The 25352-nt window shown below is 67.8% G+C and carries 35 protein-coding genes; 22 read left to right on the top strand and 13 right to left on the bottom strand.

Features of this window, described 5'->3' with window-relative positions; all coding sequences use genetic code 11:
• The first annotated feature begins 18 nt into the window (after nt 1–18).
• The 5 genes from ACODSL_RS00965 (at nt 19) to ACODSL_RS00985 (ending at nt 4380) form a co-directional block, all read left to right on the top strand.
• Complete coding sequence (locus tag ACODSL_RS00965; protein WP_488898752.1) at nt 19–510, top strand: SspB family protein; 492 nt, start codon at nt 19–21, stop codon at nt 508–510.
• Between the two features lie 7 nt (nt 511–517).
• Nucleotides 518–985 carry a PaaI family thioesterase gene (locus ACODSL_RS00970; RefSeq protein ID WP_488898753.1) on the top strand — a complete coding sequence of 156 codons (468 nt, stop codon included), beginning with the start codon at nt 518–520 and terminating at the stop codon, nt 983–985.
• A gap of 5 nt (nt 986–990) precedes the next feature.
• Nucleotides 991–1791 (top strand): C13 family peptidase, encoded by an 801-nt coding sequence (locus tag ACODSL_RS00975; RefSeq protein WP_488898754.1) that lies wholly within the window; start codon nt 991–993, stop codon nt 1789–1791.
• 227 nt (nt 1792–2018) lie between these two features.
• A complete protein-coding gene (locus tag ACODSL_RS00980; protein ID WP_488898755.1) occupies nt 2019–3896 on the top strand; it encodes a serine hydrolase domain-containing protein in 1878 nt (625 codons plus the stop codon).
• A 139-nt stretch (nt 3897–4035) separates the two neighbouring features.
• Nucleotides 4036–4380 (top strand): DUF5367 family protein, encoded by a 345-nt coding sequence (locus ACODSL_RS00985; protein ID WP_488898756.1) that lies wholly within the window; start codon nt 4036–4038, stop codon nt 4378–4380.
• On the opposite strand, the gene ACODSL_RS00990 is transcribed toward ACODSL_RS00985, so the two are convergent.
• From ACODSL_RS00990 to ACODSL_RS01000, 3 genes are read right to left on the bottom strand one after another with little or no spacing between them, the layout of a single operon-like run.
• Nucleotides 4304–4708 (bottom strand): RusA family crossover junction endodeoxyribonuclease, encoded by a 405-nt coding sequence (locus tag ACODSL_RS00990; RefSeq protein WP_488898757.1) that lies wholly within the window; start codon nt 4706–4708, stop codon nt 4304–4306. The two genes, ACODSL_RS00985 and ACODSL_RS00990, sit on opposite strands and share 77 nt — an antisense overlap.
• Complete coding sequence (locus ACODSL_RS00995; protein ID WP_488898758.1) at nt 4705–5118, bottom strand: type II toxin-antitoxin system VapC family toxin; 414 nt, start codon at nt 5116–5118, stop codon at nt 4705–4707. The genes ACODSL_RS00990 and ACODSL_RS00995 overlap by 4 nt, the downstream gene beginning before the upstream one ends.
• 2 nt (nt 5119–5120) lie before the next feature.
• Nucleotides 5121–5381, bottom strand: a complete 261-nt coding sequence (locus ACODSL_RS01000; protein WP_488898759.1) for a type II toxin-antitoxin system Phd/YefM family antitoxin — start codon at nt 5379–5381, stop codon at nt 5121–5123.
• Nucleotides 5382–5502: 121 nt separating this feature from the next.
• Here ACODSL_RS01000 and fumC point away from each other — a divergent pair, with 121 nt between their 5' ends.
• Nucleotides 5503–6894 (top strand): class II fumarate hydratase, encoded by a 1392-nt coding sequence (gene fumC / locus ACODSL_RS01005; protein WP_488898760.1) that lies wholly within the window; start codon nt 5503–5505, stop codon nt 6892–6894.
• Between the two features lie 43 nt (nt 6895–6937).
• On the top strand, nt 6938–7690 hold the full coding sequence (locus ACODSL_RS01010; RefSeq protein WP_488898761.1) for an AAA family ATPase: 753 nt from the start codon (nt 6938–6940) through the stop codon (nt 7688–7690).
• Between the two features lie 128 nt (nt 7691–7818).
• On the opposite strand, the gene ACODSL_RS01015 is transcribed toward ACODSL_RS01010, so the two are convergent.
• The gene (locus ACODSL_RS01015; protein ID WP_488898762.1) at nt 7819–8217 is read right to left on the bottom strand and encodes a YccF domain-containing protein; all 399 of its coding nucleotides are present in this window, start codon (nt 8215–8217) and stop codon (nt 7819–7821) included.
• 33 nt (nt 8218–8250) lie between these two features.
• Between ACODSL_RS01015 and ACODSL_RS01020 the strand changes: the two genes are divergently transcribed.
• Nucleotides 8251–8703, top strand: coding sequence for a GNAT family N-acetyltransferase (locus ACODSL_RS01020; RefSeq protein ID WP_488898763.1), 453 nt, complete (start codon nt 8251–8253; stop codon nt 8701–8703).
• On the opposite strand, the gene ACODSL_RS01025 is transcribed toward ACODSL_RS01020, so the two are convergent.
• Together ACODSL_RS01025 and ACODSL_RS01030 are read right to left on the bottom strand one after the other, a co-directional pair.
• Nucleotides 8690–9637, bottom strand: a complete 948-nt coding sequence (locus tag ACODSL_RS01025) for a glycosyltransferase family 9 protein (protein WP_488898764.1) — start codon at nt 9635–9637, stop codon at nt 8690–8692. The two genes, ACODSL_RS01020 and ACODSL_RS01025, sit on opposite strands and share 14 nt — an antisense overlap.
• A 10-nt stretch (nt 9638–9647) precedes the next feature.
• A complete protein-coding gene (locus tag ACODSL_RS01030) occupies nt 9648–10658 on the bottom strand; it encodes a polyprenyl synthetase family protein (RefSeq protein ID WP_488898765.1) in 1011 nt (336 codons plus the stop codon).
• A 96-nt stretch (nt 10659–10754) separates the two neighbouring features.
• Between ACODSL_RS01030 and ACODSL_RS01035 the strand changes: the two genes are divergently transcribed.
• Nucleotides 10755–11504 (top strand): tRNA1(Val) (adenine(37)-N6)-methyltransferase, encoded by a 750-nt coding sequence (locus ACODSL_RS01035; RefSeq protein WP_488898766.1) that lies wholly within the window; start codon nt 10755–10757, stop codon nt 11502–11504.
• Nucleotides 11505–11522: 18 nt separating this feature from the next.
• Here the strand turns inward: ACODSL_RS01035 and ACODSL_RS01040 are convergent, their stop codons facing one another.
• From ACODSL_RS01040 to ACODSL_RS01050, 3 genes are read right to left on the bottom strand one after another with little or no spacing between them, the layout of a single operon-like run.
• Nucleotides 11523–12089 (bottom strand): nucleoside 2-deoxyribosyltransferase, encoded by a 567-nt coding sequence (locus ACODSL_RS01040; protein ID WP_488898767.1) that lies wholly within the window; start codon nt 12087–12089, stop codon nt 11523–11525.
• Nucleotides 12090–12098: 9 nt separating this feature from the next.
• Nucleotides 12099–12689, bottom strand: a complete 591-nt coding sequence (locus tag ACODSL_RS01045) for a YceI family protein (RefSeq protein ID WP_488898768.1) — start codon at nt 12687–12689, stop codon at nt 12099–12101.
• Nucleotides 12690–12727: 38 nt separating this feature from the next.
• Nucleotides 12728–13141 (bottom strand): hypothetical protein, encoded by a 414-nt coding sequence (locus ACODSL_RS01050; protein WP_488898769.1) that lies wholly within the window; start codon nt 13139–13141, stop codon nt 12728–12730.
• A gap of 192 nt (nt 13142–13333) precedes the next feature.
• Here ACODSL_RS01050 and ACODSL_RS01055 point away from each other — a divergent pair, with 192 nt between their 5' ends.
• Nucleotides 13334–14683 carry a hypothetical protein gene (locus tag ACODSL_RS01055; RefSeq protein ID WP_488898770.1) on the top strand — a complete coding sequence of 450 codons (1350 nt, stop codon included), beginning with the start codon at nt 13334–13336 and terminating at the stop codon, nt 14681–14683.
• A gap of 6 nt (nt 14684–14689) precedes the next feature.
• Here ACODSL_RS01055 and ilvC read toward each other — a convergent pair whose 3' ends face one another.
• On the bottom strand, nt 14690–15709 hold the full coding sequence (ilvC, locus tag ACODSL_RS01060) for a ketol-acid reductoisomerase (protein WP_488898771.1): 1020 nt from the start codon (nt 15707–15709) through the stop codon (nt 14690–14692).
• Nucleotides 15710–15910: 201 nt separating this feature from the next.
• A complete protein-coding gene (locus ACODSL_RS01065) occupies nt 15911–16216 on the bottom strand; it encodes an RcnB family protein (RefSeq protein WP_488898772.1) in 306 nt (101 codons plus the stop codon).
• Between the two features lie 174 nt (nt 16217–16390).
• On the opposite strand from ACODSL_RS01065, the gene ACODSL_RS01070 reads away from it, so the two are divergent.
• From ACODSL_RS01070 to ACODSL_RS01110, 9 genes are all read left to right on the top strand, one after another.
• The gene (locus ACODSL_RS01070) at nt 16391–16960 is read left to right on the top strand and encodes a hypothetical protein (protein WP_488898773.1); all 570 of its coding nucleotides are present in this window, start codon (nt 16391–16393) and stop codon (nt 16958–16960) included.
• A 31-nt stretch (nt 16961–16991) separates the two neighbouring features.
• A complete protein-coding gene (locus tag ACODSL_RS01075; protein WP_488898774.1) occupies nt 16992–17546 on the top strand; it encodes a DUF924 family protein in 555 nt (184 codons plus the stop codon).
• 68 nt (nt 17547–17614) lie between these two features.
• Entirely contained in the window at nt 17615–18463 is an 849-nt protein-coding gene (locus ACODSL_RS01080; protein ID WP_488899716.1) for a thymidylate synthase, read from the top strand.
• Between the two features lie 126 nt (nt 18464–18589).
• On the top strand, nt 18590–18778 hold the full coding sequence (locus ACODSL_RS01085) for a hypothetical protein (protein ID WP_488898775.1): 189 nt from the start codon (nt 18590–18592) through the stop codon (nt 18776–18778).
• Complete coding sequence (locus ACODSL_RS01090) at nt 18775–18918, top strand: hypothetical protein (RefSeq protein WP_488898776.1); 144 nt, start codon at nt 18775–18777, stop codon at nt 18916–18918. The genes ACODSL_RS01085 and ACODSL_RS01090 overlap by 4 nt, the downstream gene beginning before the upstream one ends.
• Nucleotides 18919–18922: 4 nt before the next feature.
• Nucleotides 18923–19354, top strand: coding sequence for a PaaI family thioesterase (locus ACODSL_RS01095; protein WP_488898777.1), 432 nt, complete (start codon nt 18923–18925; stop codon nt 19352–19354).
• A 5-nt stretch (nt 19355–19359) separates the two neighbouring features.
• Complete coding sequence (locus tag ACODSL_RS01100) at nt 19360–19923, top strand: hypothetical protein (RefSeq protein ID WP_488898778.1); 564 nt, start codon at nt 19360–19362, stop codon at nt 19921–19923.
• On the top strand, nt 19920–20435 hold the full coding sequence (locus ACODSL_RS01105; RefSeq protein ID WP_488898779.1) for a dihydrofolate reductase: 516 nt from the start codon (nt 19920–19922) through the stop codon (nt 20433–20435). The genes ACODSL_RS01100 and ACODSL_RS01105 overlap by 4 nt, the downstream gene beginning before the upstream one ends.
• A gap of 73 nt (nt 20436–20508) precedes the next feature.
• Nucleotides 20509–21420: an SMP-30/gluconolactonase/LRE family protein gene (locus tag ACODSL_RS01110; RefSeq protein ID WP_488898780.1), complete on the top strand. Its 912-nt coding sequence runs from the start codon at nt 20509–20511 to the stop codon at nt 21418–21420.
• Nucleotides 21421–21514: 94 nt separating this feature from the next.
• Here ACODSL_RS01110 and ACODSL_RS01115 read toward each other — a convergent pair whose 3' ends face one another.
• Together ACODSL_RS01115 and ACODSL_RS01120 are read right to left on the bottom strand one after the other, a co-directional pair.
• On the bottom strand, nt 21515–21649 hold the full coding sequence (locus ACODSL_RS01115; RefSeq protein WP_488899717.1) for a hypothetical protein: 135 nt from the start codon (nt 21647–21649) through the stop codon (nt 21515–21517).
• Between the two features lie 91 nt (nt 21650–21740).
• Nucleotides 21741–21917, bottom strand: coding sequence for a hypothetical protein (locus ACODSL_RS01120; RefSeq protein ID WP_488898781.1), 177 nt, complete (start codon nt 21915–21917; stop codon nt 21741–21743).
• Between the two features lie 140 nt (nt 21918–22057).
• Here ACODSL_RS01120 and ACODSL_RS01125 point away from each other — a divergent pair, with 140 nt between their 5' ends.
• From ACODSL_RS01125 to ACODSL_RS01135, 3 genes are all read left to right on the top strand, one after another.
• Nucleotides 22058–22546 carry a hypothetical protein gene (locus ACODSL_RS01125; protein WP_488898782.1) on the top strand — a complete coding sequence of 163 codons (489 nt, stop codon included), beginning with the start codon at nt 22058–22060 and terminating at the stop codon, nt 22544–22546.
• Between the two features lie 136 nt (nt 22547–22682).
• A complete protein-coding gene (locus tag ACODSL_RS01130) occupies nt 22683–23348 on the top strand; it encodes a response regulator (RefSeq protein WP_488898783.1) in 666 nt (221 codons plus the stop codon).
• Nucleotides 23349–23357: 9 nt separating this feature from the next.
• Nucleotides 23358–25289, top strand: a complete 1932-nt coding sequence (locus ACODSL_RS01135) for a sensor histidine kinase (RefSeq protein ID WP_488898784.1) — start codon at nt 23358–23360, stop codon at nt 25287–25289.
• Nucleotides 25290–25352 lie beyond the last annotated feature (63 nt).

Consider the following 25352-nt stretch of genomic DNA (forward strand, 5'->3'; position numbering starts at 1 on the left):
ACACAGGCGTCTTGAGTCATGGCCCAGCAACAGAAACCGCCCGAAGACCTGATGAACTACGAGGCGCTGGCCCAGGACGCGCTGCGCGGCGTGGTCAAGGCCGCGCTCAGGGTCGCCGCCGCGCCGGGCGGCATTCCGGGCGATCACCATTTCTATATCAGCTTCCGCACCAAGGCCCCGGGCGTCTCGGGCCCGCCCGATCTGCTGGGGAAGTACCCCGACGAGATGACCATCGTCCTGCAGCACCAGTACTGGGACCTCGCGCCCGGCGAGACCTTCTTCACGGTGACGCTGAAGTTCGGGGGCTCGCCGAAGAAGCTGTCGGTGCCCTATGCGGCGGTGACGCGCTTCTTCGACCCCTATGTCCAGTTCGGGCTGCAGTTCGAGCCGCCCCCGGTCGACGTTGAACCGGCCGGCATGGACGACCCTGCCGAAACCGACGAGCCTGCACCGCCGCCGGTTCCGGAAGGGCCGAAGGTCGTGTCCCTTGATCAGTTCCGCAAGAAGTGAGGCGCGCTTGAGCGACGTCGCTTCCGAGGAACCGCAAAGCCTGACGGACGAGGCCATTCTCGCCCGTTTCGCCAATGCCAAACGCCGGCCGCCGGGATCGGAACTACTGGGCTTCCGCATGGTCCGGGTCAGCCAGGCCGACCGCGAGGTCGAGGTCGCCTTCGAGGCGACCGAGCAGCTGACCAACCCGATGAAGCAGATCCAGGGCGGCTACCTCTGCGCAATGCTTGATGAATGCATGAGCGTCGCCTGCATGGTCGCCTCGGGCATGACCAGCGTCGCGCCCACCGTCGAAATGAAGACGAGCTTCTTCCGCCCCGCCCTGCCCGGCGCCATCACGGGCGTCGGCCGGGTCGTCCGCTGGGGCAAGACCATCGCCTTCACGGAGGGCGAATTGCGCGACGCCGAGGGCCGCACCCTGGCCCGGGCGACCGGCACCGCCATGCCGACCCCGTTCACCCGGTACAAGGGCTGAGATCAGTGCGCAGGGGGCTTCTCGCGATCATCGGATTGCTGGCCTTCTGGTTCGCCGGCCCCGCCCTTGCCGCCAGCGCCCCGGCCAGCCCGTTCAACAACTGGGCCTCGATCGTCGTCGCGGGCGACTGGCGCGCCCATGACGGCGGGCCGACGGAAGCCTTCGACAACGCCCGGCGCGATGTCGCCGCGACGCTGGTCAGTCTGGGCTTCCGGCCCGAGGCCATGACGCAGTTCTCGACCCATCCCGAGCGGTACACGGATCCCGCGCCCGAACGGCTGACGGCCCAGTCGATGCTCGACGCCCTGAAGACCGCCACGGCCAAGGCCCCCGCCGGCTGTCTGGTCTACTACACCTCGCACGGTTCTCCGGAGGGCGCGGTGCTCGACGTGATGGGCAAGATGTACATGATCTCGCCGTCGGAAATGGCCACGCTGGTCGCCGAGGCCTGCCCCGACCGACCGACGATCGTGATCATCTCCGCCTGCTTTTCCGGCGTCTTCGTTCCATGGCTTGAAGGGCCGCAGCGGATGGTGATGACGGCCGCCCGAAAGGACCGCAGCTCGTTCGGCTGCAGCTCCGAGGACAAATACCCCTTCTTCGACGCCTGTTTCCTCGAGTCCGTCGGAACCGTGCGCAACTTTCCGGCCCTGGCACCGGCGATCCAGGGCTGCGTGGCCCGGCGCGAAACCCAGATGCAGCTGTCGCCGCCGTCAGAGCCCCAGGTGGCCATAGACGGCGCGCTGCGCATGCGGCTGGGGATGATGCCGTTCCCGACCGGCGCGCGTGGCGCGCAGGCGCCCTGACTCCAGAGCTTGCAAACCGGCCTTTGCCCCGCGTCCCCGGCGCCCTAGAAGTCGGCTGAACACTCTTCCCCGGGGACATCTCCTTGCGATCGCCAGCCAAAGCCGCCCTCGCGGCTGCCTTATCCATTCTGACTGGCCTCGCCCCGGCGGCCGGTTCCGCGCAGAGTTCGCCCCCTCCGCCCCTCGCCCCGGCGCCAGTTGCCGCGCCGCTCCCGGTTCGCCCGGGCGTGGCGGGTCTGCCGCCCGCCGAGCTGGAAGCCTATGTCGACGGCCTGGTCCGCGACGCCATGGCCGCCGATCACATCCCCGGCGTCACCGTGTCGATCGTCCAGAACGGTCAGGTGGTGCTCAAGAAGGGCTATGGGTTCGCGCGCCTCGCGCCGGTCGCGCCCGTCGATCCTGACCGGACCCTGTTCCGCGTCGCCTCCATCTCCAAGACCTTCACCTGGATCGCCGTGATGAAGGAGGTCGAGGCCGGCAGGATGCGGCTCGACGCGCCGATCAACCTTTATCTTCCCGAGAAGGTCCAGGTCCGGGACCAGGGCTTTGACCATCCCGTCCGCGTCATCGACCTGATGAGCCATTCACCGGGCTTCGAGGATCGAGCCCTCGGACAACTGTTCGAACGCGAGGCGGATCGCGTACGGCCTCAGCTGGTCTATCTGCGCCAGGAACGCCCGCGCCGCGTGCGCGAACCCGGCGTCGCGCCCGCCTATTCCAACTACGGCGCCGCGCTCGCCGGAGCGGCTGCGTCCTGGGTCTCGGGCAAGCCCTACGAACGACTGATCGAGAGTGAGATCACCGGACCGCTGGGCATGGCCCACACGACCTTCCGCGAGCCCTACCCGGCGCACAAGGACCTGCCTGCGCCGATGTCGGCTAGCCTCAAGGCAGACCTGGCCACGGGCTTCCTGTGGACAGACTCCGGCTGGCGCGCCCGCCCCTATGAGTTCGCCTCCCATATCGCGCCGGCCGCGAGCGCCTCGACCACGGCCGCCGACATGGCCCGCTACATGACCATGATCCTCAATGGGGGGACGCTGGATGGCGTCCAGATCTATGGTCCGGCGACGGCCGCGGGCTTTGGTCGCGCGCAATCCCGGCCTGCGCCGGGCGTGGCCGCCTTCGCGCACGGGTTCCGTGAATTTCAGCTGCCGGGCGGTCGCACCGGCTGGGGTCACGACGGCGTGCTGCTGTCGTTCCGCTCGAGCATGATCGTTGTGCCCGACCTGAAACTGGGCGTGTTCATCGCCGCCAATTCCGAAACGGGCGAGCGTCTGACCAGCCAGATCGCCGGACGCATCGTCCAGCGCTTCTATGGCCCGGCGCCGGCCCTGCCCGAGGTCGGGTCGCCCTGGCTGAAGCAGAACGCCCGCGTCTTCGCCGGCGAGTTCATCAGCACCCGCCGCTCCTATCGTGGCCTCGAACAGTTCATCGGCCTGATCGACGCCCGCACCCGGGTCGGCGTGACCGACGCCGGCTACCTGCAGATCAGCAGTCGCGGTGGCGGATCCTCGCTCTGGGTCGCCGACGGGACCGCCGGCCGGTTCCATGAGCTGGGTGGCTGGAAGCGCATGTCCTTCATCCTGAAAGACGGTCGCGCCATAGGCTATTACCCCTCGTCGGGAACGGCGATGTACCAGCGGGCGGGCTTCTTCGGCACGCAGGGCTGGTTGCTGAACCTGGCCGTCCTGGCGCTGATCGCGGCCTTCTCGACCCTTGGCGGCCTGTTCATGCGCGACCGGAAGGACCACCGCGAAACGCCGATGCAACGTCGCGCGAGCCTGATGCAGACGACTCAGTCGATCCTGTGGATCCTTGCCATTGGCGCGCTGGCGATCTGGGCCGGCAAGGCGGACGATGTCTCGGCGATCTTCTTCGACTGGCCGGGCGGCTGGATGCTGACGGCCTCCTCCTGCGCCCTGGTGGCGGCCATCCTGTCGGCCGTGACGCTTGTCCTCCTGCCGTTCATCTGGCGCGGCGGACGACGGGTCGAAAGCTGGACGGTGGGCCGCAAACTGCGCTTCACAGCAACGACCCTGATCTACGTCGGACTGTCCCTCGTGCTGCTTTTCCGCGGCGCACTCGTGCCCTGGGCGAGCTGACTTTTCAGGCCCGCGACCATAGGCCACCTTCTTGGCGCCGCCCTCGCATCCCAAGGATCGAAACGGGTGGTTCGGGGTGGTTGTCGTGTCAAAAGAAGACGGTCTGACTTTTGGTCTCGCGGGCCTGGCGGCCTTTGTGATGTCCACCGCTTGGTACGCCGCGTTCGGGTCGGGCCTGCTTGAAAAGGCCTTCTGGTTCTACGCCGCCAACGCCTTCCTCGTCGGCGGGGCGGTGACCTTCCTGTTCTATGTCGCCACGCGCCTGCGCCATACGCCGCGTCGCAAGCGCCTGCTGGCGGCGGCGATCTTCGCGGCTCCCGGCCTGATCGGCGCGGGGATCATGCTGGCGCTGTTCAAGGACATCTTCCCGGCCTGGGATCCTGTCAGCATCGGCCGCTACGGCGCCTTTATCCTGGTGGGCGACGCCCTGCTGGCGGGGATGGCTCTGGACCGCGCGAAGAAAGCCGTGTCACGCGCACGGTGACCCGTTCGCGGTCGCCCGGCCGCCGTTCGACCAGCAGCCGGGCCACCTGCGCATCGTCGTGGAAGGCATAGCCCTTGATGGCGTCGAGGATCGCCTTCGCGAGGTTGTCGAGGTCCATCCAGGGCGGATCGCCCTCGTAGTCCATGTAGATCTCGACGCCGAAGTCGCCCCAACTCGGCCGCGAGCCGCGCCAGTCCTTGCGGAAGAACTCGTAGATCAGCGGCTTGTAGTATTTCGCCTGGGTCGTCAGGCCGTCGACCACGAGCTCGAAAACGCCGCCGCCTTCGCGTGCGCGCACCTTCCCCCGCGATGTCCAGTCGTCGGTCATGCGAAGGGCGAGAGCACGAGGAGTCCCTCCGCCCTGGCCGCCCGCGCAAGGGCCTTGTCCAGGGTTGCCAGCGCTCCGCCCACCCTTGTCGCCAATTCCAGATAAGCCGCGTCGTAGGCCGTCAGCGTATGACGACGAGCCAGCGCGAGTCCGACGGGAAGACTTGCCAGCTCCGCATCGAGATCAATGGGCAGACTGAAAAACAGATCGAGCGCCTCGTGAGCCTCGTCTTCCGTGAGAAGTTGGCGCCGCTGCTTCATCGCGCAAATGTTGGCCACCTCCCACATGATCAGAGCGGGCGCGACCAGCCCCTCAACCGCCAGGTCCGGAAAAGCCTTCACAACGAAGTCGGTATGCTCCTCCTCGACGAGCGCGCCCATGATGAAAGACGCATCGGCGACCGCGGGCATGGTCAGCGTCGACCTTCGTCACGGGCAGCGATCATTTCTTCATGAGTAAAGGATCGCCCAAGCCGCTTCGCGACCCGTTCGCGGAGTTCGCCTGCGCGAGCGAGAGCTTTGAGCGTCTGTTCCGCTCGGCGATTTGCCTCGTGAACAGATGAGATGCGAACGGTGGGCCGCCCCCTGCGGGTGATGACCACGTCTTCGCCGCGCTCCGCGGCCTCGACAAGTTCCGAGAACCGGTTGCGGGCCTCGAAAATTCCGACTTCCATCGCCTGGTTCCTAGCCAACTATCTGGCTAACATAACATCCTGACCGCCAAGGCTCCACCCCGGCCTTGCAGTCTCGCGCCCCGGCGCTAAACCGGCGCTGCAAGTTTCGCCGGGAAAGATCATGACCGCCACGCGCACCGAGACCGACACCTTTGGCCCCATCGAGGTCGCCGCCGATCGCTACTGGGGCGCCCAGTCGCAACGTTCGCTCGGCAACTTCAAGATCGGCTGGGAAAAGCAGCCTCTGCCCGTCGTCCGAGCCCTCGGCATCGTCAAGCGCGCGGCGGCCGAGACCAACCTGGCGCTGGGAAAACTCGAACCGAAGATCGCCGAGACGATCGTCAAGGCGGCAAACGAGGTCATCGAGGGCAAGCTGAACGACCACTTCCCGCTGGTCGTCTGGCAGACCGGCTCGGGCACCCAGTCGAACATGAACGCCAACGAGGTGATCTCGAACCGCGCCATCGAGATGCTCGGCGGCGAGATGGGCTCCAAGAAGCCGGTCCACCCCAACGACCACGTCAACATGAGCCAGTCGTCGAACGACACCTATCCGACGGCCATGCACATCGCCTGCGCCGAACAGGTGGTCCACGACCTGCTGCCGGCGCTAGAGCACCTGCACGCGGCCCTGAAGGCCAAGAGCGACGCCTGGCAGGGCATCATCAAGATCGGTCGCACCCACACCCAGGACGCCACCCCGCTGACGCTGGGCCAGGAGTTCGGCGGCTACGCCCAGCAGATCGCCAACGGCATCCAGCGCATCGAGCAAACCCTTCCGGCGCTGATGGAGCTGGCCCAGGGCGGTACGGCCGTCGGCACGGGCCTCAACGCCCCCGTCGGCTTCGCCGAGCTGGTGGCGGAGAAGATCGCCGCCATCACCGGCCTGGCCTTCACCACCGCGCCGAACAAGTTCGAGGCCCTGGCCGCCCACGACGCCATGGTCTTCAGCCACGGCGCGATCAATACGGTCGCCGCCAGCCTGTTCAAGATCGCAAACGACATCCGCTTCCTCGGCTCGGGCCCGCGCTCGGGCCTCGGCGAGCTCTCCCTGCCGGAAAACGAGCCGGGCAGCTCGATCATGCCGGGCAAGGTCAACCCGACCCAGTGCGAGGCCCTGACCATGGTCTGCACCCAGGTATTCGGGAACCAGGCGGCGATCACCTTCGCCGGCGCCAGCGGCCACTTCGAACTGAACGTCTTCAATCCGGTGATGGCCTACAACTTCCTGCAGTCGGTCCGCCTCGTGGCCGACGCGGCGATCAGCTTCACCGACAACTGCGTCGTCGGCATCGAACCGCGCGAGGACAACATCAAGCGCGGCCTGGACAACTCGCTGATGCTGGTCACGGCCCTCAACGGCAAGCTGGGCTACGACGCCTGCGCCAAGATCGCCAAGACGGCCCACAAGAACGGCACCACCCTGCGCGAGGAAGCCGTCGGCGGCGGTTACCTGACCGACGCAGAGTTCGACGAGGCCGTGCGGCCGGAGAAGATGATCTCGCCGGGGTGAACAACCTTGGCTAGGCTGCGCCGCGCTTGACGCGAGAACCGCCATGACCGGCCTCACCACCCCCTACTGGATCGAAGCGCAGTTCCTGCGCCGCGAGGGCTGGGACGAGACCGTCTACCCGTTCAACCTGCCGGTTGTCCGGAGCTTGCACAGCCTGAAGTTCCACCCGCGCGTGACCTTCCTGGTCGGCGAGAACGGCTCGGGCAAGTCGACGTTGATCGAGGCCCTGGCTGTGGCCTGGGGCTTCAACGCCGAGGGCGGGTCAAAGGACCACCGGTTCGCCACCCATGCCAGCCACTCGTCGTTGCACGAATTCATCCGGCCGGTGCGCGACGGCAAGGCGCGGGCCCATGACGGCTTCTTCCTGCGCGCCGAGAGCTTCTTCAACGTCGCGACCTACCTCGAACAGAACGCCGGCAGCCGCTATGGCGACCGCCCGCTACACGAGCAGTCGCACGGCGAGGCGTTCTTCTCCCTGTTCGAGAACCGGCTGATGGGCGACGGCCTGTACATCATGGACGAGCCCGAAGCGGCCCTGTCGCCGCAGCGCCAGCTGGCCTTCATCGCCAAGCTGCACCAGCTGGTGCTGGCCCGCTCGCAGCTGATCATCGCCACCCATTCGCCAATCATCCTCGGTTACCCGGACGCCTGGATCTACCAGGCCTCGGAGCACGGGCTGGAGCGGGTCGAATACGAGGACACCGAGCACTACAGCGTGACCCGTAACTTCCTCAATCGCCGGGAGTCGTTCCTCAGGATCCTGCTGGAAGAGGACGAGGGGCCGGAACCGCGATAAGATGCTTCCCTCTTGGGGGAGCTGTCCGCCAAGCGGACTGAGGGGGTCCCCCGAGACCGGAGCGGACCCCCTCCTTCACTACGTCGCCAGGGCTCCGCAGCGCCACCTCCCCCGATGGGGAGGACCTGTTACCGCTTCTCCACCACGATCTTGCCGACCGGCGCGAAGGCGATCTGGGCCAATTGCAGGTCCTTGAAGGCGAACGGCAGGCCGATGATGGTGATCGCCTCGAAGAAGGCCGCAACGACGTGCGACAGGGCGATGTACCAGCCGGCGAACAGGAACCAGATCACGTTCAGCACGAAGCCCAGCGGACCGGTGCCGATGTCGTGCTCGCCGGTGATGATCTCGCGTGAGACAATCTCCTTGCCGAACGGCCAGAAGGCGAAGCCGGCGATGCGCCACGCGGCCGCAGTGTACGGCAGGCCGACGATGGTCAGGGCCAGCACCAGGCCACCCAGCAGCCAGAGCAGACCGCTCAGCCAGCCGCCGAAGATAAACCACAGGATGTTGAGCAGCAGGCGCATGAGCGGGGTCCCGGAAACACCAAGAGGTCTGACGTGGTGACCATCGTACGACTTTTCGAGGGCCTGCCGCATGGATTCGACGTCATGTTGGCCGAGGCGGCTGCGGAAGGCGTGCGCAACATGGCCATGCTGGCGGCCGAGGTCGGCTCCGAGGCCGATCCGTTCGCGGTCGAGGGCGGGGCCTTGTTCGCCGCCATGGTCGAAGGCAGCCTTGCCGGAATCGGAGGGGTGACGGCGGAACCATCACTGGCTGAGCCGGCCATGCGCATGCGCCGGCTGTATGTGCAGCCGGGATACCGGCGCGGCGGCATCGCCCGCGCCCTGGCCGGCGCCATGATGCAGCAGGGCTTCCAGACCGCACCGCTGCTCACACTCAACGCCGCCGCCTCCGCCGCCGCCGCGCCGTTCTGGGAGGCGATGGGATTTGAAGCCGTCGATTGGCCAGGGATTACCCACGCGGCGAGACTGGAGGTTAGCGGCTCCTGATCGCCCTGACCGCCGCCACTACCCGTTCGACATCCAGATCCGCCAGGTCCGGCTCACGCAGAATCTCCACCGGCTGCTCCGGCCGGATCGGCCGTGGCGCGCTGAGGTCGGGATTGCTGTCGCGCGAGAACAGCACGACCGCTGGACTGCCCGCCGCGACGGCCAGGTGCATCGGTCCGGTGTCATTGCCGACCGACAACGCCGCGCCGCGCCCCAGTTCGGCGATGTCGCCCAGGGCTGTCCGGCCGACGAGGCTGATCGCCCCCGGTGCGCCGGCGACGATGACCCCGGCCAGCGCGGCTTCGTCTTCGCCATGCCCCAGCACGACGGGCGTGACGCCCTGCTCCAGCAACGCTCGCGCCAGCACCGCGAACCGTTCAGCGGGCCAGCGTTTCGCCGGCCGATGGGGCGCCCCGCCCGGCGCGAGCAGCGCGTAAGCCGGCGGCAGCGCGAACTTCGCCGCATCCCCGGTCAGCCAGCTGATGTCCGGAGGCCCGACCGACGTGATCCCGGCGATGGCCAGCTGGTTGCGCTGGGAGTCCTGGATGTGCAGGCGGTCGCGGTCGGGCCCGGTATAGGCGAACGCCGCACCCGGCGCGTTGCCGGACCACAGCGGTCGGCGCGGCCAGAGCAGCTGAAAGTAACGGATCGTCCGGCTCTGGGTCTGCAGGTCATAGACCCGGTCGAACCGCGCCTGCCGCAACCGGCGCAGCAACCGCCAGACCGCCGGGAGGTCGGTCCAGTCGGGCCGGCCGTCGTCCCAGATCGCGTCGAACCAGCCAGTCGCCTTGCCCATGGCGACATAGGGCCGGGTCGTCAGCAATGTGAGGTGGGCGCCCGGATGGGCGGTGCGGATGGCCTTCATCGGACCGCTGGCCTGGACGAAGTCGCCCAGGGCCGAAAGCTTGATGACGAGGATGCGTTCGCCCGTCACGGCGCGCCCGTCAGGTCCGGCGGCTGACGGCGAAATCAGCGAGATCCTCAAGCGCCGCGCGCCAGGCGTTGCGGTCTGTCTTCGCCAGGGCGGTCTTGGCCTGTTCAGCGAACTGGTGCGCCAGATCGAGCGTCGCCTCGGCGGCGCCGGTGCGCAGAATCAGCTCTCGCGCCCGGCGGAAGTCCTCGTCCGTCTGTTCGCGACGGCCGATCGTCCGCTCCCAGAATGCGGCTTCGGCTTCGCCGGTGCGGGCGATCGCCAGCAGCAGCGGCAGGGTCGCCTTGCCTTCCCGGAAGTCGTCGCCGGCGTTCTTGCCCAGCGCCTCGGTCGTGCCGCCGTAATCCAGCGCGTCGTCGACCAGCTGGAAGGCCAGGCCCAGGTTCAGCCCATAGGACCGCATCGACCGGCGCATCTCGTCGGAAGCGCCGGCGCTGACCGCGCCGGCCTCGGCGGCCGCGGCGAACAGTTCGGCGGTCTTGGCGCGGATGATCTCGAGATAGACGTCCTGCGACAGGTTCAGGTCGTGCGCCCGCGTCAGCTGCAGAACCTCGCCCTCGGAAATCACGCCGGAGGCCTTGGCCAGGATGTCGAGCGCCGTCAGCGACCCGGCTTCGACCATGAGCTCGAAGGCCCGTGCGAACAGATAGTCGCCGACCAGGACGCTCGACGGCGCGCCCCAGATCAGGTGCGCGGCGACCTTGCCCCGGCGCAGCTGGGAGGAATCGATCACGTCGTCATGCAGCAGCGTGGCGGTGTGGATGAACTCGACCGCCGCCGCCAGCTTGAGGCAGGAATCATCGACGGCCCCGACCAGCCGCGCAGTCGCGACCGTCAGAAGCGGCCGCAGGCGCTTGCCGCCCGCATTGATCAGGTGATCGGCAAGCGCGGGAATCACGGATACCGGGCTCTGCATGCGGGCAGAGATCAGGGCGTTGACGCCCTTCATGTCCTGGGACGCCAGCTCCACCAGTCCGTCGACGGAGCCCGTCGGACGGGCCACGGCCGCATTTGCTGCGTCCAACACCTGCGCTCCTTCATCCCAACGCATCGGCCCAGCGCCGTTGCGGGATGCCTATGGGGCGGGATAGGTCAGGGAAAGGGCGAGGGCAAGGCCGAGATGTCTGACCAGAGCAATGTGACGGACAATCGTCTGCTGGACGGACGGGTTTTGCTGCGTCAGGCGGCGCGTGGCTACCGCGCTGGCATGGACGCAGCGCTGTTGGCGGCTGCCTGCGACGCCGTACCGAACGCGCGGGTCCTGGAGGCCGGCTGTGGCGCAGGCGGGGCGCTGCTGGCAGCGGCATTCCGGCGCCCGGAAGCCGTGTTCACCGGTGTGGAACGCGATGCGACGGCTGCAGCGCTGGCGAGAGAAAACGTTACCCTGAACGGGTTTGACAAACGGGTCAGCATTGTCGGCGGCGATGTCCAGGACGGTTTCCGGTCACTCGGCCTGCCGGTCTTCGACGCCGTGATGGCCAATCCGCCGTTTTTCGATGATCCCGACGACCTGCGTGCGCCAGCCCAGGAAAAGAGCGGCGCCTGGATGGCCGACGGCGGTCTCGCCGCCTGGACGGGCTTTCTGCTCAAGGCCGTCCGCGAAGGCGGAACGATCACGGTCATCCACCGCGCCGACCGGCTGGGCGACCTTCTGTCGCTGCTTGGCGGCAAGGCGGGTTCGTTCCGCGTTCGACCTGTTCAGCCCTTCGCCGACGCGCCGGCGAAGCGCGTTCTGGTCCGGGCGATCAAGACCGGCAAGGCGCCGCTGGTTTTGCTGCCGCCCCTGGTACTGCACGATCAGGGGGGCGGAAAGCACTCCGCGGAGGCCGAGGCGATCCTTCGGGGTGAGGCCGAACTGGGTTGGGGCTGAGGGAACCTCCCCCTCCTCCTAGTCGTCCGCGTAGGCCCGCACCGCTTCCAGACAAAGCTGGAGCCCGGTGACGTCGCCCAGCGTGTCGGGCGTCACGATGACGAACAGCCGGCGCGCCTCGGCCCACAGCATCAGGGTCTCGGGCAGACCGAAATCCTCGATCAGGCACCCCTCCCCGTCGCGCCAGACGCCATCCTCGTCGAGCTGGGCGCCGATGTGGGCGTCGACCCGGTCGCGGTACTCGGCGTCGTGCTCATAGCTAATGTTCATGTAGGCCCAGACGGGCTTGCCCAGGCCCGACAGGAACCCGGCCTCGAACGCCGCGCCCGTGTCCGCTCCCGGTCCGCGCCAGGGGGTCAGATTGACGATGGCGGCGTCAGCGCGGCGCATGCGCGCCACCCGCTCCGCGTAGATCTCGCGCGCCATGACCTCACCCGGCTCCATCTCGCGAAGGGCCCCGGTATCGGCCTGCAGCAGGCTGAAGCCCGCGTTCTCGCACATGGCCTGGCGCATGGCGAAATGCGACCCGACATTGGGAAACCAGACTTCAGGTCCCGCAAGGTAGATATTCTCGATGCGTCTCATGCGCTCCAGCTAGGGCGCGGCGGGCGCGGACGCAACCGCCAGGACCTCGATGCGGATCGGCACGTCCTCACCGATCAGGCCGGCCGGCACGGCGGCCCCGACGTTGAAGTCACGGCGGTGCACGGAACCTGTGATGGTGAAGCCGGCCGACGGCTTGCCGGAGCCGGGGGCCTTGCCGATCTTGTTGAGCTTGACCTTGAAGGTCACCGGCTTCGTCACGCCGTTGAGCGTGAAATCGCCGGTGACGTCGGCCGTGTCCGGACCGGTCGTCAGGACCTTGGTCGACTTGAAGGTGATGGTCGGACTGGCGACGGCGTTCAGCCAACGCTCGCCGCGGACATGCTCCTCCCGGGTGGCGTCGCCGGCGTAGAGGCTGGCGGTCGTCACCTGGGCTTCGACGCGGGAGCTGGCCGGGCTGGCCTCGTCGATCCAGATCGTTCCGGACGCGGTGGTGAACGCCCCGAAGACCGTCGTGAAGCCGAACCGGTCGACCATGAAGGTCGTCTGGGTGTGGCTGGGATCGATGGCGTAGGCCACCGGGGCGGCCAGGGCCGGCGCGGCGGTCAGGGCCAGGGCGGCGGCAAGGATCAGGCGTTTCATGGCGACGGCTCCAGGGAATGTCGTGGAGGTTAGTGCGACTACCGATGCGTGAACAGGGCCACGACCTGGGCCTCGTTCTGGGCCGTCAGGGTGCAGGCCGCGCCATTGCCGATCGGTTCGCAGCCCACCCACTGAACAGACCAGTCGACGCCATAGTGGCCGCTGTTCTGCGCCGTCAGAACGAGCGGCGTCTTGCGACGGACGCGCAGCCAGCACTGCCGGCTCTCGCGCGTCATGTACTGGTACTGGGCGCCGCCGCAGGCCATGCCGGGAGGCGCGCTGGCGACATAGGTGTTCTCGCCGACATCGCCGCCGACGGCGACCATGACCCGCACGTCGGTGTCGGCGAAGATGACCACGGAGTCGACCTCCGTGGGCTGCGGCGCGGCATGGGCGACTCCGGCCATCGCCCAAAGGGCGGCCGCGACCAGACTGACAGAAACACGAGACACTGGTTGAAGCTCCAGACCGCCGAATGACGAGTTGAGATGGATCAGGTCTTCGCCTTGTCCACCAGTTGATTCTTCGTAATCCGGCCGATGCCCGGCTCCCGGGGAGCGGCGTTCGGCCGTTGACGGGATTTGGAGTAGCATCGTTCGACAAAGATGGGCGACGAGCCGACTCGTATCGATCGGGAGGCCAGCATGACGCGTTTCACCGACATCGACGGGCGGGATCGTCTGGTGCGCCTTGCGCTGCGCCTGGTCGTTGCACTGGCGCTGTTGCTGGGCGTGGCGCCGCTGACGCCGGAACCGGCCCGGGCGGACATCGGGGCCTGCTACGCCCTGACCCGCAGCGTTTCTCCCGCAGACGCAAGGCTCGCCTACGCCTTCGTGCGTGACCACGGAGAGTGTCTGGCGCGCCTTGAAGACACGACATTCCAGACCGTGACTGCTGCCGTGGCGGGAGCCCAGGCTTCCGGCGTGGTATCCGCCGCGACCTGCACCGGCCTGCTGAACAATCTGGACAGCGGCCCGGCCCAGTCCCTGATCGCCGTCGCTGGCGCCGATGCGGCGTACGGCCACCTCAGCTGCGCCTGCGCGGTCGTGAACAGCGGGGTCGCGAAGAAGCTGGTCAAGATCACCGGTCTGATCGCCGATTGCGGCAGCACATTTGATCCCGCTGATGTCTATGGCGCGGGGGTCAACCTGGCCAGCGGCGCGGTTGATGGCCTTGGCGGCGCTCTCGGCCTTGGGGGCAGCGCGCATGATCCCAGGGCCGGCGTCGGCAACGGGGGCGCGCCGACCAGTTTCTACGTCTGCGGCCAGGTCGGCGTCTGGTTCGCCGATACGGCGCCCGGAGGCGGCTGCGCCTGTCCCGGCTCCACCCGGCCCGAATGGGGCGCGGGACCGCTCAAGGGGAAGAAGCGCTGTGTCGGCGACTGCCCGCCCGGCCAGATTTCCAGCGGCGGAGCCTGCATGCCCTGCACGGGCGGCGGCGGGAGCCAGTCGGGCGCCGGCGGATCAAGCTGGGCGACCGCCCCGAACGACACCCAGACCCAGTGCGTCAAGAGCGGCGGCGGCTTCAGCTGCGGCGACGGCAAGATCGCCAGCGGCGGCAGCTGTGTCTGGGCCTGCCCCCAGGGGGAGGTCTGGGACAAGCCGAGCAGGAGCTGCTTCACCTGTCCGCAAGGACAGGTTCCGAAATACCTTCCGGGCCTTGGAAGCATGGGCAGCTGCAAGCCCTGCGGGCCCAACCAGCAGGCCGTGAACGGACAGTGTCAGGCCTGCCCGGCGGGATCGACGCTGAACCCGGCCGGTATCTGTCAGGCCGGCTTCCCGCCCCCGGCCTGCGTCGGCGCGACAATCAATGACCCCGCCAACCCTTACCGATGCATCGCCTGCCCGGCGAACCAGCAGCCGGACGCGACGCACCGAGCCTGTCGACCGGCCCTCCGCTTCGCGCCGACCCGGCCGACCACGACGTTCCCGCGGCCCGAGACGGGCGGTGCGGGACAGCCCCGGCCGCCATCCAGGCCGTATCGGGGAAACTGACCGGCGCTAGTTCTTCGCCTTGTCGACCAGCTGGTTCTTGGTGATCCAGGGCATCATGGCGCGCAGGCGACCGCCGACCTCCTCGATCTGGTGCTCGGAAGCCCGGCGCCGGGTGGCCTTGAAGCTGGGCTGACCGACCTGGTTCTCGAGCATGAAGTCGCGCACGAAGCGGCCCGACTGGATGTCCTCGAGAATGCGCTTCATCTCGGCCTTGGTGTCCGGCGTCACGACCCGCGGACCGCTGACGTAGGCGCCATACTCGGCCGTGTTGCTGATCGAGTAGCTCATGTTGCTGATGCCGCCTTCATAGATCAGGTCGACGATCAGCTTCACCTCGTGGAGGCATTCGAAATAGGCCATTTCCGGCGCGTAGCCGGCCTCGACCAGGGTTTCGAAGCCCGCGCGGATCAGTTCGACGAGGCCGCCGCACAGGACAGCCTGCTCGCCGAACAGATCGGTTTCGCATTCCTCGCGGAAGTTGGTCTCGATGATGCCCGAGCGGCCGCCGCCGATGGCGCTGGCGTAGGCCAGGCCCAGATCCATGGCGTTGCCCGTGGCGTTCTGGTGGATGGCGATCAGGCAGGGCACGCCGCCGCCCTTGAGGTATTCGCCACGCACCGTGTGGCCGGGCCCCTTGGGCGCGACCATCAGCACGTCGACGGTGGCCTTGGGCTCGATCAGGCCGAAGTGGACGTTCAGGCCGTGGGCGAACAGCAGCGCCGCGCCGTCGCGGATGTTGGGGGCGATCTCGTTCTCGTAGATGCCGCGCTGCAGTTCGTCCGGCGCGAGGATCATGATGCCGTCGGCCCAGGCGGCGGCCTCGGCCACGGTCATGACCTTCAGGCCTTCGCTCTCGGCCTTCTTCGCCGAGGCGGAACCGGGGCGCAGGGCCACGGCGACGTTCTTCAGTCCGGAGTCGCGGAGGTTCAGCGCGTGGGCATGGCCCTGGCTGCCATAGCCTACGATCGCGATCTTCCGGTCCAGAATGCGGGCCAGATCGGCGTCGCGGTCATAGTAGACGCGCATGATTTTTCTCCGGGCAGGACGTTTGCGCCGCACCTGCGCAACGGCAGTGCAGCAAAGGCCGGGCTATCGAGCGGAATTTTGCGCGCAGGTCAAGGCTGCCGGCGCGTGAAAGCGTGTCTCCGCGCCGCGAAAACGCAGGCCGGCGGATACGAAAAAGCCCCGGAGTCGCCTCCGGGGCTTCATCATTGGTCCAGCGCAAACCTACCAGAAGATGCCGTAATAGACTGACAGGATGCGGCCGCTCCAGATGTCGACCAGCAGGGCGTCCTGGCCGACCCGAACCCATTCGCAGCCGATCGGCGGATACGGCAGGCCGTACGATCCCCAGTTCAGATAGTAGCTGGTGGTGAACCAGCCGAACGGCAGGTAGTCGCCGAAGCTCCAGTTCCGGGCGTACCAGCCGCTCGGGTAACGATAGGGCTGGATCCGGTAGCGGTTATGCGACCGGTAGGACCGCTGCCATGAGCGTTCGTCGTACCAGCGCCGGCCCTGGTCACGGCCGCGCATGCCGCGTCCTTCGCCCGGACGGCGTCCGTCCCAGCGCTGACCTCCGCCGCGCCCGTCGCGATCCCAGTCGCCGCGACCCTGGCCCTGACTACCCGGCCGGCCATCGGGACGACCATCACGGTCGCGATCCCAGCCGCCCTGGCCCTGGCCACCCTGGCCGCCTTGACCCTGCCATTGGCCGCCGCCTTGGCCCTGGCCGTTGGGCCGGCCGCCGGGGCGACCGCCACCCTGGCCTTGCCACTGCCCCTGACCGCCCTGGCCGCCTTGCCCTTGCCACTGGCCGCCCCCCTGGCCGCCGGGGCGACCACCGGGCCGTCCGCCGCCCTGACCCTGCCACTGGCCTTGGCCACCCTGGCCTTGACCCTGGCCTTGACCTTGACCGCCCTGGCCCGGACGTCCGCCGCCCTGACCCTGCCATTGTCCCTGGCCGCCGCTCTGCGGCGCCTGGCCCTGGGGTTGACCCTGAGGCGCGCCCTGGCCCCGGCCCTGACCGCGACCGCCGCCGTCACGGCGCTCGCCGCGCGGCGCGCGCGGTCCGTCCCCGGGGCGGGCGTCCTCGCTCGTGTCGCCGCGACCGCGGCCGCCGTAGTCCTGATCCGCGAACGCCGCCGTGCTGCCCAGCAGCGTCAGAACGAGTGCGGTGGTGATGGTCTTCTTCATCTGATGCTCCGTGAGCCGGCTTCGCCGGTTCCTCTATGTCCCTTTAACCGTACGGATGCGCGCCTGAACCTGAACCGTGGTTGAACAAATTCGCGGGGTGCGTCAGCTTCGCCTCATGAGCGCCGCCCCCGTGGATGTGATCGGCTACTGGCGACACGCCGGGCCGCAGAAGTGGTTCCGCAAGGACTACCGCTTCGATGAAGCGCTGCGCCTGCGCTTCGAGCCGGTCCATTTTCGCGCCGCGCGCGGGGAGTACGACGGCTGGATGGCCAACGCGGAGGGCTGCCTGGCGCTTGTTCTTCTGCTCGACCAGTTTCCGCGAAATCTCTGGCGAAAGTCGCCGCACGCCTTCGCCACAGACGGCATGGCGCGGCGTGTGGCGCGGCACATGGTGCTGTCCGACCATGACCAGGAGATCGAGCCGCTGCTGCGGCGGTTCTGTTACCTGCCGTTCGAGCATTCCGAGGACATGGCTGACCAGGACCTCAGCGTGCGGCTCTGCGAGGCCCTGCGCGACGCCACGGGTGATGAGGAGACCCTCAGGTTCGCCGTCCTCCATCGCGACATCATCGCCCGCTTCGGTCGCTTTCCGCACCGCAACGCCGTGATGGGCCGGGAAACGACCGACGAAGAACATGCCTTCCTCGACGAGGGCGGTTTCGCGGGCTGATCCGCCTGTGGACGATTGCCGATCGTGACTTGGCGCGAGGGTGATTCGGGGTGACGCTTCCGTCCGTCATGAACGCCATCGCCCCCGTCATCGCCGCCCGAGAAGCGGCTCCGGCCGACCATCCGGAACGGCAGTATCTCGGCCTGCTGGCCGACATCATGACCAATGGCGTGGAACGCGGCGACCGCACCGGCACCGGCACGCTCGGCGTCTTCGGCCGGCAGATGCGCTTCGACCTGTCGCGCGGCTTCCCGCTGCTGACGACCAAGAAGCTGCACCTCAAGTCGATCATCCTGGAGCTGCTATGGTTCCTGCGCGGCGACACCAATGTCCGCTGGCTGCAGGAGCGCGGCGTCAGCATCTGGAATGAATGGGCCGACGAAGCCGGCGAGCTCGGCCCGGTCTACGGCCGCCAGTGGCGCAGCTGGGCCACGCCCGACGGCCGGGTCATCGACCAGATCAGCGCCGTGGTCGAAAGCCTGAAGACCAATCCCAACAGCCGTCGCCACATCGTCAGCGCCTGGAACCCTGCCGACGTCGAGGACATGGCCCTGCCGCCCTGCCACTGTCTGTTCCAGTTCTTCGTCGCCGACGGAAAGCTGAGCTGCCAGCTCTACCAGCGCAGCGCCGATGTGTTTCTCGGTGTGCCGTTCAACATCGCGAGCTACGCCCTGCTGACCCAGATGATGGCCCAGGTCGTCGGCCTGCAGCCGGGCGAGTTCGTCCACACCTTCGGCGACGCGCATCTCTATCTGAACCATCTCGACCAGGCGAAGGAGCAGCTTCGCCGCGAACCCCTGCCCTTCCCGACGCTGAAGCTGGCGCCGAAGCGCGACCTGTTCGCCTTCGACTACGAGGACTTCACCGTCGAAGGGTACCAGGCTCACCCGGGTATCAAGGCGCCGATCGCGGTTTAACCACGGCGCGACGCACTTGATAGTTGTTCCGGGTTCGTTCACATTGAACGTATGACCGGCGACCTGCCACCCTCGGCACGTGACCTGCGACATCTCGATCCCGAGGTGCGGAAGGAGCGCGTAAAGATGGCTGCCAACCTGTCGAATGCACTTGGCCTGGCTTTTCTCATCGGATCGCTGGTCGCGCCCCTTGTCGACCCCGCCAGGACGATCGATCCACGTCACACCGTTCCGGGCCTATTGATCGGTCTCGCCTGCATAGTCGCCGCAGTATTCATTTTGCGGTATATGAAAGCGAAGGAGCCAGTCAGATGAATGACCCCTTTATTTCGACCGGTCTGTTCATGATCGGGATGATCATTGTCCTCGTCCCGCCCTTCCTCTGGCTGATGCCCAAGGTCGACCGCGCGCTCGGCCGCCTCTCCGACTATCTCGACGCCCGCAAGGCTCGCTGATCGCATGACCTGGGCTACCGACCGTCTCGACGCCCTGCTCGCCGGAGCGGCAGAGCCGCCGCCGGTGGTGACCACGCTCAAACTCGGAACCCTCGACGCCTGGGGTGAGGGGTGGGTTCGCAAGACCTGGAGCCCGTCCGCGGATATCCTGAACGGCGACGGTTCGATGTTCGGTGGCTACATCGCCGCCCTGGCCGACCAGATCCTGGCCTTCGCGGCCATGACCGTCGCCCCGCAGGACGCGGCCTTTCGCACGATGAACCTGAGAGTCGACTTTATTCGTGTCGGCAAGGCCGAGACCCTGACCATCGAGGGCCGGGTCACCGCCCGCACCCGGTCCGTCATTCACGTCGAGGCCGCTTTCCGCCGCCCCGACGGCGAACTGATCGCCTCGGCCGCAGCACAGCAGATGGTCACGCCGTTCGCGGCGGGGTAGTCACGGTGACGATGCTGAAGTCGCTCTCCCACCTCGTCGCCGCCTGCGCGCTGGTCGCCGCCCTGCCGGCCGCCGCCCAGACCGCCGCTCAACCCGCGCCTGCGACGCCGACGGCAATCCCCGCGCCTGCGCCGGGACAGGCGGAAGCGCTGGCCTGGCGCGGCTTCCAGGCCTGCCTTGCGGTGGCTCGCGGCATTCCGCTGGACAAGGCCGCCGCGGAAGCCGGCTTCATCAAGGACGACAAGGGGTGGGTCGCCGAGATCGCCGAACGAACCCTGACCATTGACCTGGCGACGCCGCCGGCCCCTCCCGGTGCGAAGGCCTGTATCGTCGTGTCGCGCGGCCCGTTGGCCGACCATGCGGGCGTCGTCAAACGCATCAGCGCCTGGGCGGCCAAGGAAGGCTTCGCGGCGCCCGAAACCGGCGTCACGGCCGGCGGCGGCCAGACCGTCCAGCTGTCCACGCCTGATGGCGCGCGCGTCATCGTGCTCGCCTACTATCCGGAAACCGGCAAAGCCGAACAGCCGACCCGTTCCCTCCTGTTCCTCGGCTGGACCCCCGCCCCATGACCATTCCCATCGCGCTCGGCCCCGTCGCCCGTGGCCGCAACGGCGTCATCGGCGTCGATGGCAAGCTGCCGTGGCGGCTGAAATCGGATCTCGCCCTGTTCAAGCAGGTGACGATGTTCAAGCCGGTGATCATGGGTCGAAAGACCTGGGACAGCCTGCCGTTCAAGCCGCTGCCCGGCCGCCTGAATCTGGTCCTCTCCAAGGACGGCTCGTTCGAGCCAAACGGCGCGGTGGTCTGCGACAACTTCGGCGAAGCGCTCGAAATCGCCCGCGAGCAGGCGGAAGAGGACGGGGCCGAGGAGGTCTGCGTCATCGGCGGCGCCGCCGTCTATGCCATGGCCCTGCCACGGGCGAAGCGGATGTACCTCACCGAGGTCGACGCCGAGCCTGCCGGCGACACCTTTTTCCCGGCCTTCAATGAGGCCGACTGGACCGAGGTCCGTCGCGAGGCCCACGCCGCCGGCGAGAATGACGACCACGCCTTTACCTTCCGGGTTCTGGAAAGACGCTAGCCGAAGGCCGCTTGCGCTGACGCGGCGTCAGGCGGTTCTATCCCTGCAACAAGAAAATCAGGGAGTGCGTCGCATGGACATCGAGCTCGTTGCGGAGGGACTGCGGTTTCCCGAAGGCCCCATCGCCATGGCGGACGGGTCGGTCATCTTCACCGAGATCGCCGGCCAGCGGCTGACGCGCGTGACCCCCGACGGCAAGAGCTCCGTGGTCGCTGAGACCGGCGGCGGGCCGAACGGCGCGGCCATCGGGCCGGACGGCGCGATCTACGTCACCAACAACGGCGGCAGCTTTGAGTGGATCGAGCAGATGGGCCTGCTGATCCCCGGCCCGACCCCGGCCAGCCACGTCGGCGGCATGATCCAGCGCGTCGATATCGCGACCGGCAAGGTCGAGACGCTCTACGACAGCTGTGACGGCAAGCGCCTGGTCGGACCCAATGACCTGGTCTTCGACAAGCAGGGCGGCATGTGGTTCACCGATCACGGTTGCAGCACGCCCGACGGCCGCAAGTTCGGCGCGCTCTACTATGCGAAGACCGACGGCAGCCACATCAGCCGCCAGCGCGACCACTTCGTCTCGCCCAACGGCGTTGGCCTCTCACCGGACGAGAAGGTCGTCTACATGGCCGACACGAACCTCGGCAGGCTGTGGGCCTTCGACATCGCCGAGCCCGGCGTGCTCGCCGACCCACCGCCGTTCCAGCCGGGCCGGGTGATCTGCAATCTGCCCGGGTTCCAGTTGCTCGACAGTCTCGCCGTCGAGGCAGGCGGCAAGGTCTGCGTGGCGACGATCATCAACGGCGGCATCACCGCCTTCGACCCGGACGGTTCGACCGAGCACTATCCGTTCCCGGACATCCTGGTGACCAACATCTGCTTCGGCGGTCCGGACATGACCACGGCCTGGATCACCGCCTCCGGCACCGGCAAGCTCTACAAGGCCAGATGGCCGCGTCCGGGCCTGAAGCTGAACTTCAACGCCTGATTCCTACGGGGACATGTACCGCAAGTACGTGTCCCCTAAACGTCGTGGCCGCTCGATTGGGGGACACGTACCTGCGGTACATGTCCCCGGGCGCCTAGCGCGACATCCAGGGCTTGGACTTGGACGAGGAGGCGTGCGCCGCCGCCTGCTCGCGCTGGAACCGGCCGCCGCGCGGCGCCTGGGGACGGGCGTCGAGCGCGGCCTTCTTCAGGCGCAGCGCCTTCTGCATCGGCGTTTCGTCGGGCGGAGGAGCGTCGGTCACGGCCTGGATCTCGATCAGCGGGGACACGCATCATAGCGCGTATCCCCGATTCCGCAGCCTAGGCCGGCTTGGCGCCGTCCTTGGCCGGCTTGTCTGCCTTGCCAAAGGCGTCCTTGACCTCTGCCTCGGTGATCCGCGCCTCGGGATGACCGGGCTGGCCGAGATTCTGTTCCTCGGTGCCATCGCCCATCACGCCGGGCAGGGAGTCGTTGGTCTTCTTGTCATCGGGGCTCATGGGAGTCGCCTTTCTGTCGTTGCTCCGAGCCAACGACTCGCGACGGCGCCTGTTCCGCCCCATCCCCAGTTCATGTGATTGCGACGGCGGGGCAGCCCGTCGACCCTGCGCCCACTGGACATTCCAGGGAGGGTGAAAAGATGAAATCGTCAAAGGTCGGAACCGGCGCGGTCGCGCTCTGCACGGTGCTCATGATCGCCAGCGCCGCGGGCGCCCAGGATCGCGGCTATTTCCAGCAGCGCGCCGACGAGGCGATGCGGGGTGAAACGGTCGCCCTGCGCTGGACGCTGCCGTTCGGCGACCGCGCAAAGGATCGCGACGCGGCCCCCAGGCTGGCGCTGAGCTTCTCGCAGGCCTCGGCCGAGGGTGCGGTGCAGTCGATGGATCTGGCCAGCCTGTCCTTCGCCGGCGGGCAACGCCGGATCGACTCGCCGTTCCAGGCGAACTTCGGTGAGGGCGCGGGCCACTGGATCGCCGCCCATCCGTTGCTTGCGACCCTTGGCGCGGGCCTTGTGATCTGGGGCGTGGCCGAAGCGACCAAGGAAGATTCGGCGCCGAAAAGTCAGTGCGGCAGCAACAGCAACAGCCAGTCTATCCCGGTGGAGAGCGTCTCCAGCAAATCCTGCTGATCAGACTCATCCCGATGAGGCGGCTCAGGCCGGCAGGGCCCCCGCCCTGCCGGCCGTTGCGTGTTCGGAACGCCAGGAGTGGCGCAATTCACCCGGACGGGTTCTACTCGGGCGCCGGCCGGGGGAGGCTGATGCGATGACGCAGACCACATCGCCTGCAAGGGTGGCGATCATCGAGGATGATCCGATCCTGCGCGAGGAGCTGGCGTTGATCGTCGGCCTCGCGCCGGACCTCGAAGTCGTTGGGGTCGCCGATGGCCTTGAGCGCGGCCGGCTGCTGCTGACGCAGGATATCGATGTCCTGCTGATCGATCTTGCCCTGCCTGACGGCAGCGGCATCGACCTGATCCGCGAGACCAGCGCCCGCAATCCGGCCGTCCGGATCATCGTCATCAGCGTGTTCGGCGACGCGCGTAGCGTGGTTCAGTCCATCGAGGCGGGCGCCGACGGCTATCTGCTCAAGGGCGCTGAACCCGCCGAGGCGGCCAACGCCATCCGCAGCGTGCTGGAAGGCGGCGCGCCGATCAGCCCCTCGGTCGCCGGCCATATCCTGGCGCGGATGCGAGGCCGCGACAGCGCCCTGCCCGGCACGACCGACCCCGCCCTGTCGCCCCGCGAGGTGGCGGTCCTGACGGACCTGGCCAAGGGGTTTCGCTACAAGGAAGTCGCCAGGCTTCAGGGCATCTCCGTCAACACCGTGGGGGACCACGTCAAGTCGATCTACCGCAAGCTCGCGGTCAGCTCCCGTAGCGAGGCCGTCTTCGAAGCTGTGCAGGCCGGCCTGATCCGGCTGCGGGAATAGCGAACGCGCATGAGTCTGACCGACACAGCGGCCCGGCCGTCATCCCGGGTCTGGGCCCTGGCCCTGATCATCATCGCCCTGCAGGTGTTGCTCAGCGCGGGACTGTTCTGGGTCAACACGGTCGCGGAGCAGGCGCCCGGTCGTCTGGTCGCATCGCTCGGCGTCATGGATGGCGGAAAGAGATCGTACGCTGACCTTCCACAGGGCGCCCTGGAGACCCGGCGCCTGCCGTACGGGCGGTGTTGCGGGGGCGATCCACTGGTGTTCCGGACCCGGCTCAGCGAGGCCGACGCCGCCCTGACCGCGCCGGCGGTGCTGATTCCGAGCGCCCATGACAACGTCTGGCTCTATATCGACGGCGACCTGATCGGCGGACAGGGACAGCTGGACTCGACGGTGACCAGTCGACGGCCGCAGCTGATGCGTATTCCGCCGGCCTACGCGCATCCCGGCGCTCGGGTCGATCTGGTGGTGGCCCGCACGATCGGCTTCGGCCACCTGCGCGCCTTCCACATCGGGGAATACCGCGACCTCTACCCGTCCTGGCTGGCCTTGCGGCTCCTGCGATCGGACCTGCCCCTGTCGAACGCGGTGATCGGCGCCTTCGTGGCCGCCTTCTGCCTGTGCGCCGCGCCGCTGTTCGGCGCCCGCGGGCTTCTGCTGTCGCTGGCGGGTCTGGCCGCCAGCTGGACGCTGCAGCATGTGGGCTTGCTGGCGACCGATCCGCCCTGGGGCCCGCTGGCCAATGCCGGCCTCTATCTGGCGGCGTTTCTGGCGACCCTTGTGTTTCTGCTCTGGTTCTTTGTCGAGTGGACGTCGGTGTTCGCAAGTCCCGGCGCGCCCGTGGCCCGCAAGGCCGCCGACATGATCCTCGGTGTCTGGTCGCCCGTCTCCCGGGTCCGGCTCGGCATCGCCGCTGTCATCATCATCGGACTGGGCGTGGTGATGATCATCGCCAGGCTGCAGTACGATCCCGCCGTCGGGCTGCAGATCCTCAATCGCGACATTGGCTGGCTGGGCCTGTTCGCCGTGGCCTTCTGTCTCGTGCGCCTCGCCGCCTTCTACATGAAAGGGGGGCAGAGCGATCCGATCGCCGCCTCGGCCTTTGTGTTCGTCCTGCTGGCGGCGATCGCCGACATCGTCACTGTCCGGTTCTTCAAGAGCTACGGCGTCTTCCTCGGCGCCGCCGTGACATTCTTTCCGCTGGCGTTGCTGGTGTCGCTCGCCGCGCGGGCGCGGGGCGTGTTCGAAGCCGCGACGGCGACCGCCGACAAGCTCAACGCCCTGGTCGCCGAGCGCGAGCGGGAAATCCTCGCCGGGCTGCAGGACCTCCGCCGCCACGAACGCGAAAGCCTGTTGCTGGAAGAACGGGCGCGCATCATGCGCGACATGCATGACGGCATCGGCGGTCAGTTGCTCGGACTGGTGATGCGCGCGCGCGCCAACCGTCTCTCCGGACCGGCGTTGGTGAACGGCCTCGAGGAAAGCCTCGATGACCTGCGGCTGGTGGTCGGATCGCTCGAACAGGGCGACGGGACGCTGGCCACCGCCCTCGGCGCCTTCCGGGCGCGCCTCGAGCCCCGCTGCGAGGCCGCCGGCGCCGCCCTGGTCTGGCGCATCGAGGACGTCGGGGAGACGCCCGGCTTCGGCCCCGACCGGACGTTGCAGGTCTATCGCATCCTGCAGGAAGCCTGCACCAACGCGCTGAAGCACGGCAGGCCCGACAGAATCGAGGTCGTGCTTCGTCGTGAGGCCGGCCAGGTGCTGCTGTCTTTGGAAGACAATGGCGGCGGCTTCGATCCTGACACTGTCCAGGCCGGACGAGGCCTTGCCAACATGCGCTATCGCGCCGCGCGGATCGGCGCGACGCTGATCGTCCGGTCCTTCCCTGGCGGGTCGCGGATCGTCCTGCAGATGACCGATGCGCCCGACGGTCACTGAACGCTGATTTTGCACTATGCTCTTGCCCGACGCCGGTGTGTCGCCGGGTCGGAGGCGTCGGGT

The organism is Caulobacter sp. FG121 (genome assembly GCF_057809815.1).

Bases quoted from the DNA above. Each gene is read 5' to 3' on its own strand.
- ACODSL_RS00965 (WP_488898752.1), top strand. From the start codon at position 19: ATGGCCCAGCAACAGAAACCGCCCGAAGACCTGATGAACTACGAGGCG.
- ACODSL_RS00985 (WP_488898756.1), top strand. From the start codon at position 4,036: ATGTCCACCGCTTGGTACGCCGCGTTCGGGTCGGGCCTGCTTGAAAAG.
- ACODSL_RS00990 (WP_488898757.1), bottom strand. From the start codon at position 4,708: ATGACCGACGACTGGACATCGCGGGGGAAGGTGCGCGCACGCGAAGGC.
- ACODSL_RS00995 (WP_488898758.1), bottom strand. From the start codon at position 5,118: ATGCCCGCGGTCGCCGATGCGTCTTTCATCATGGGCGCGCTCGTCGAG.
- ACODSL_RS01000 (WP_488898759.1), bottom strand. From the start codon at position 5,381: ATGGAAGTCGGAATTTTCGAGGCCCGCAACCGGTTCTCGGAACTTGTC.
- fumC (WP_488898760.1), top strand. From the start codon at position 5,503: ATGACCGCCACGCGCACCGAGACCGACACCTTTGGCCCCATCGAGGTC.
- ACODSL_RS01010 (WP_488898761.1), top strand. From the start codon at position 6,938: ATGACCGGCCTCACCACCCCCTACTGGATCGAAGCGCAGTTCCTGCGC.
- ACODSL_RS01015 (WP_488898762.1), bottom strand. From the start codon at position 8,217: ATGCGCCTGCTGCTCAACATCCTGTGGTTTATCTTCGGCGGCTGGCTG.
- ACODSL_RS01035 (WP_488898766.1), top strand. From the start codon at position 10,755: ATGTCTGACCAGAGCAATGTGACGGACAATCGTCTGCTGGACGGACGG.
- ACODSL_RS01040 (WP_488898767.1), bottom strand. From the start codon at position 12,089: ATGAGACGCATCGAGAATATCTACCTTGCGGGACCTGAAGTCTGGTTT.
- ACODSL_RS01045 (WP_488898768.1), bottom strand. From the start codon at position 12,689: ATGAAACGCCTGATCCTTGCCGCCGCCCTGGCCCTGACCGCCGCGCCG.
- ACODSL_RS01055 (WP_488898770.1), top strand. From the start codon at position 13,334: ATGACGCGTTTCACCGACATCGACGGGCGGGATCGTCTGGTGCGCCTT.
- ilvC (WP_488898771.1), bottom strand. From the start codon at position 15,709: ATGCGCGTCTACTATGACCGCGACGCCGATCTGGCCCGCATTCTGGAC.
- ACODSL_RS01065 (WP_488898772.1), bottom strand. From the start codon at position 16,216: ATGCGCGGCCGTGACCAGGGCCGGCGCTGGTACGACGAACGCTCATGG.
- ACODSL_RS01075 (WP_488898774.1), top strand. From the start codon at position 16,992: ATGAGCGCCGCCCCCGTGGATGTGATCGGCTACTGGCGACACGCCGGG.
- ACODSL_RS01080 (WP_488899716.1), top strand. From the start codon at position 17,615: ATGAACGCCATCGCCCCCGTCATCGCCGCCCGAGAAGCGGCTCCGGCC.
- ACODSL_RS01085 (WP_488898775.1), top strand. From the start codon at position 18,590: ATGGCTGCCAACCTGTCGAATGCACTTGGCCTGGCTTTTCTCATCGGA.
- ACODSL_RS01090 (WP_488898776.1), top strand. From the start codon at position 18,775: ATGAATGACCCCTTTATTTCGACCGGTCTGTTCATGATCGGGATGATC.
- ACODSL_RS01095 (WP_488898777.1), top strand. From the start codon at position 18,923: ATGACCTGGGCTACCGACCGTCTCGACGCCCTGCTCGCCGGAGCGGCA.
- ACODSL_RS01105 (WP_488898779.1), top strand. From the start codon at position 19,920: ATGACCATTCCCATCGCGCTCGGCCCCGTCGCCCGTGGCCGCAACGGC.
- ACODSL_RS01110 (WP_488898780.1), top strand. From the start codon at position 20,509: ATGGACATCGAGCTCGTTGCGGAGGGACTGCGGTTTCCCGAAGGCCCC.
- ACODSL_RS01115 (WP_488899717.1), bottom strand. From the start codon at position 21,649: ATGCAGAAGGCGCTGCGCCTGAAGAAGGCCGCGCTCGACGCCCGTCCC.
- ACODSL_RS01120 (WP_488898781.1), bottom strand. From the start codon at position 21,917: ATGAGCCCCGATGACAAGAAGACCAACGACTCCCTGCCCGGCGTGATG.
- ACODSL_RS01125 (WP_488898782.1), top strand. From the start codon at position 22,058: ATGAAATCGTCAAAGGTCGGAACCGGCGCGGTCGCGCTCTGCACGGTG.
- ACODSL_RS01130 (WP_488898783.1), top strand. From the start codon at position 22,683: ATGACGCAGACCACATCGCCTGCAAGGGTGGCGATCATCGAGGATGAT.
- ACODSL_RS01135 (WP_488898784.1), top strand. From the start codon at position 23,358: ATGAGTCTGACCGACACAGCGGCCCGGCCGTCATCCCGGGTCTGGGCC.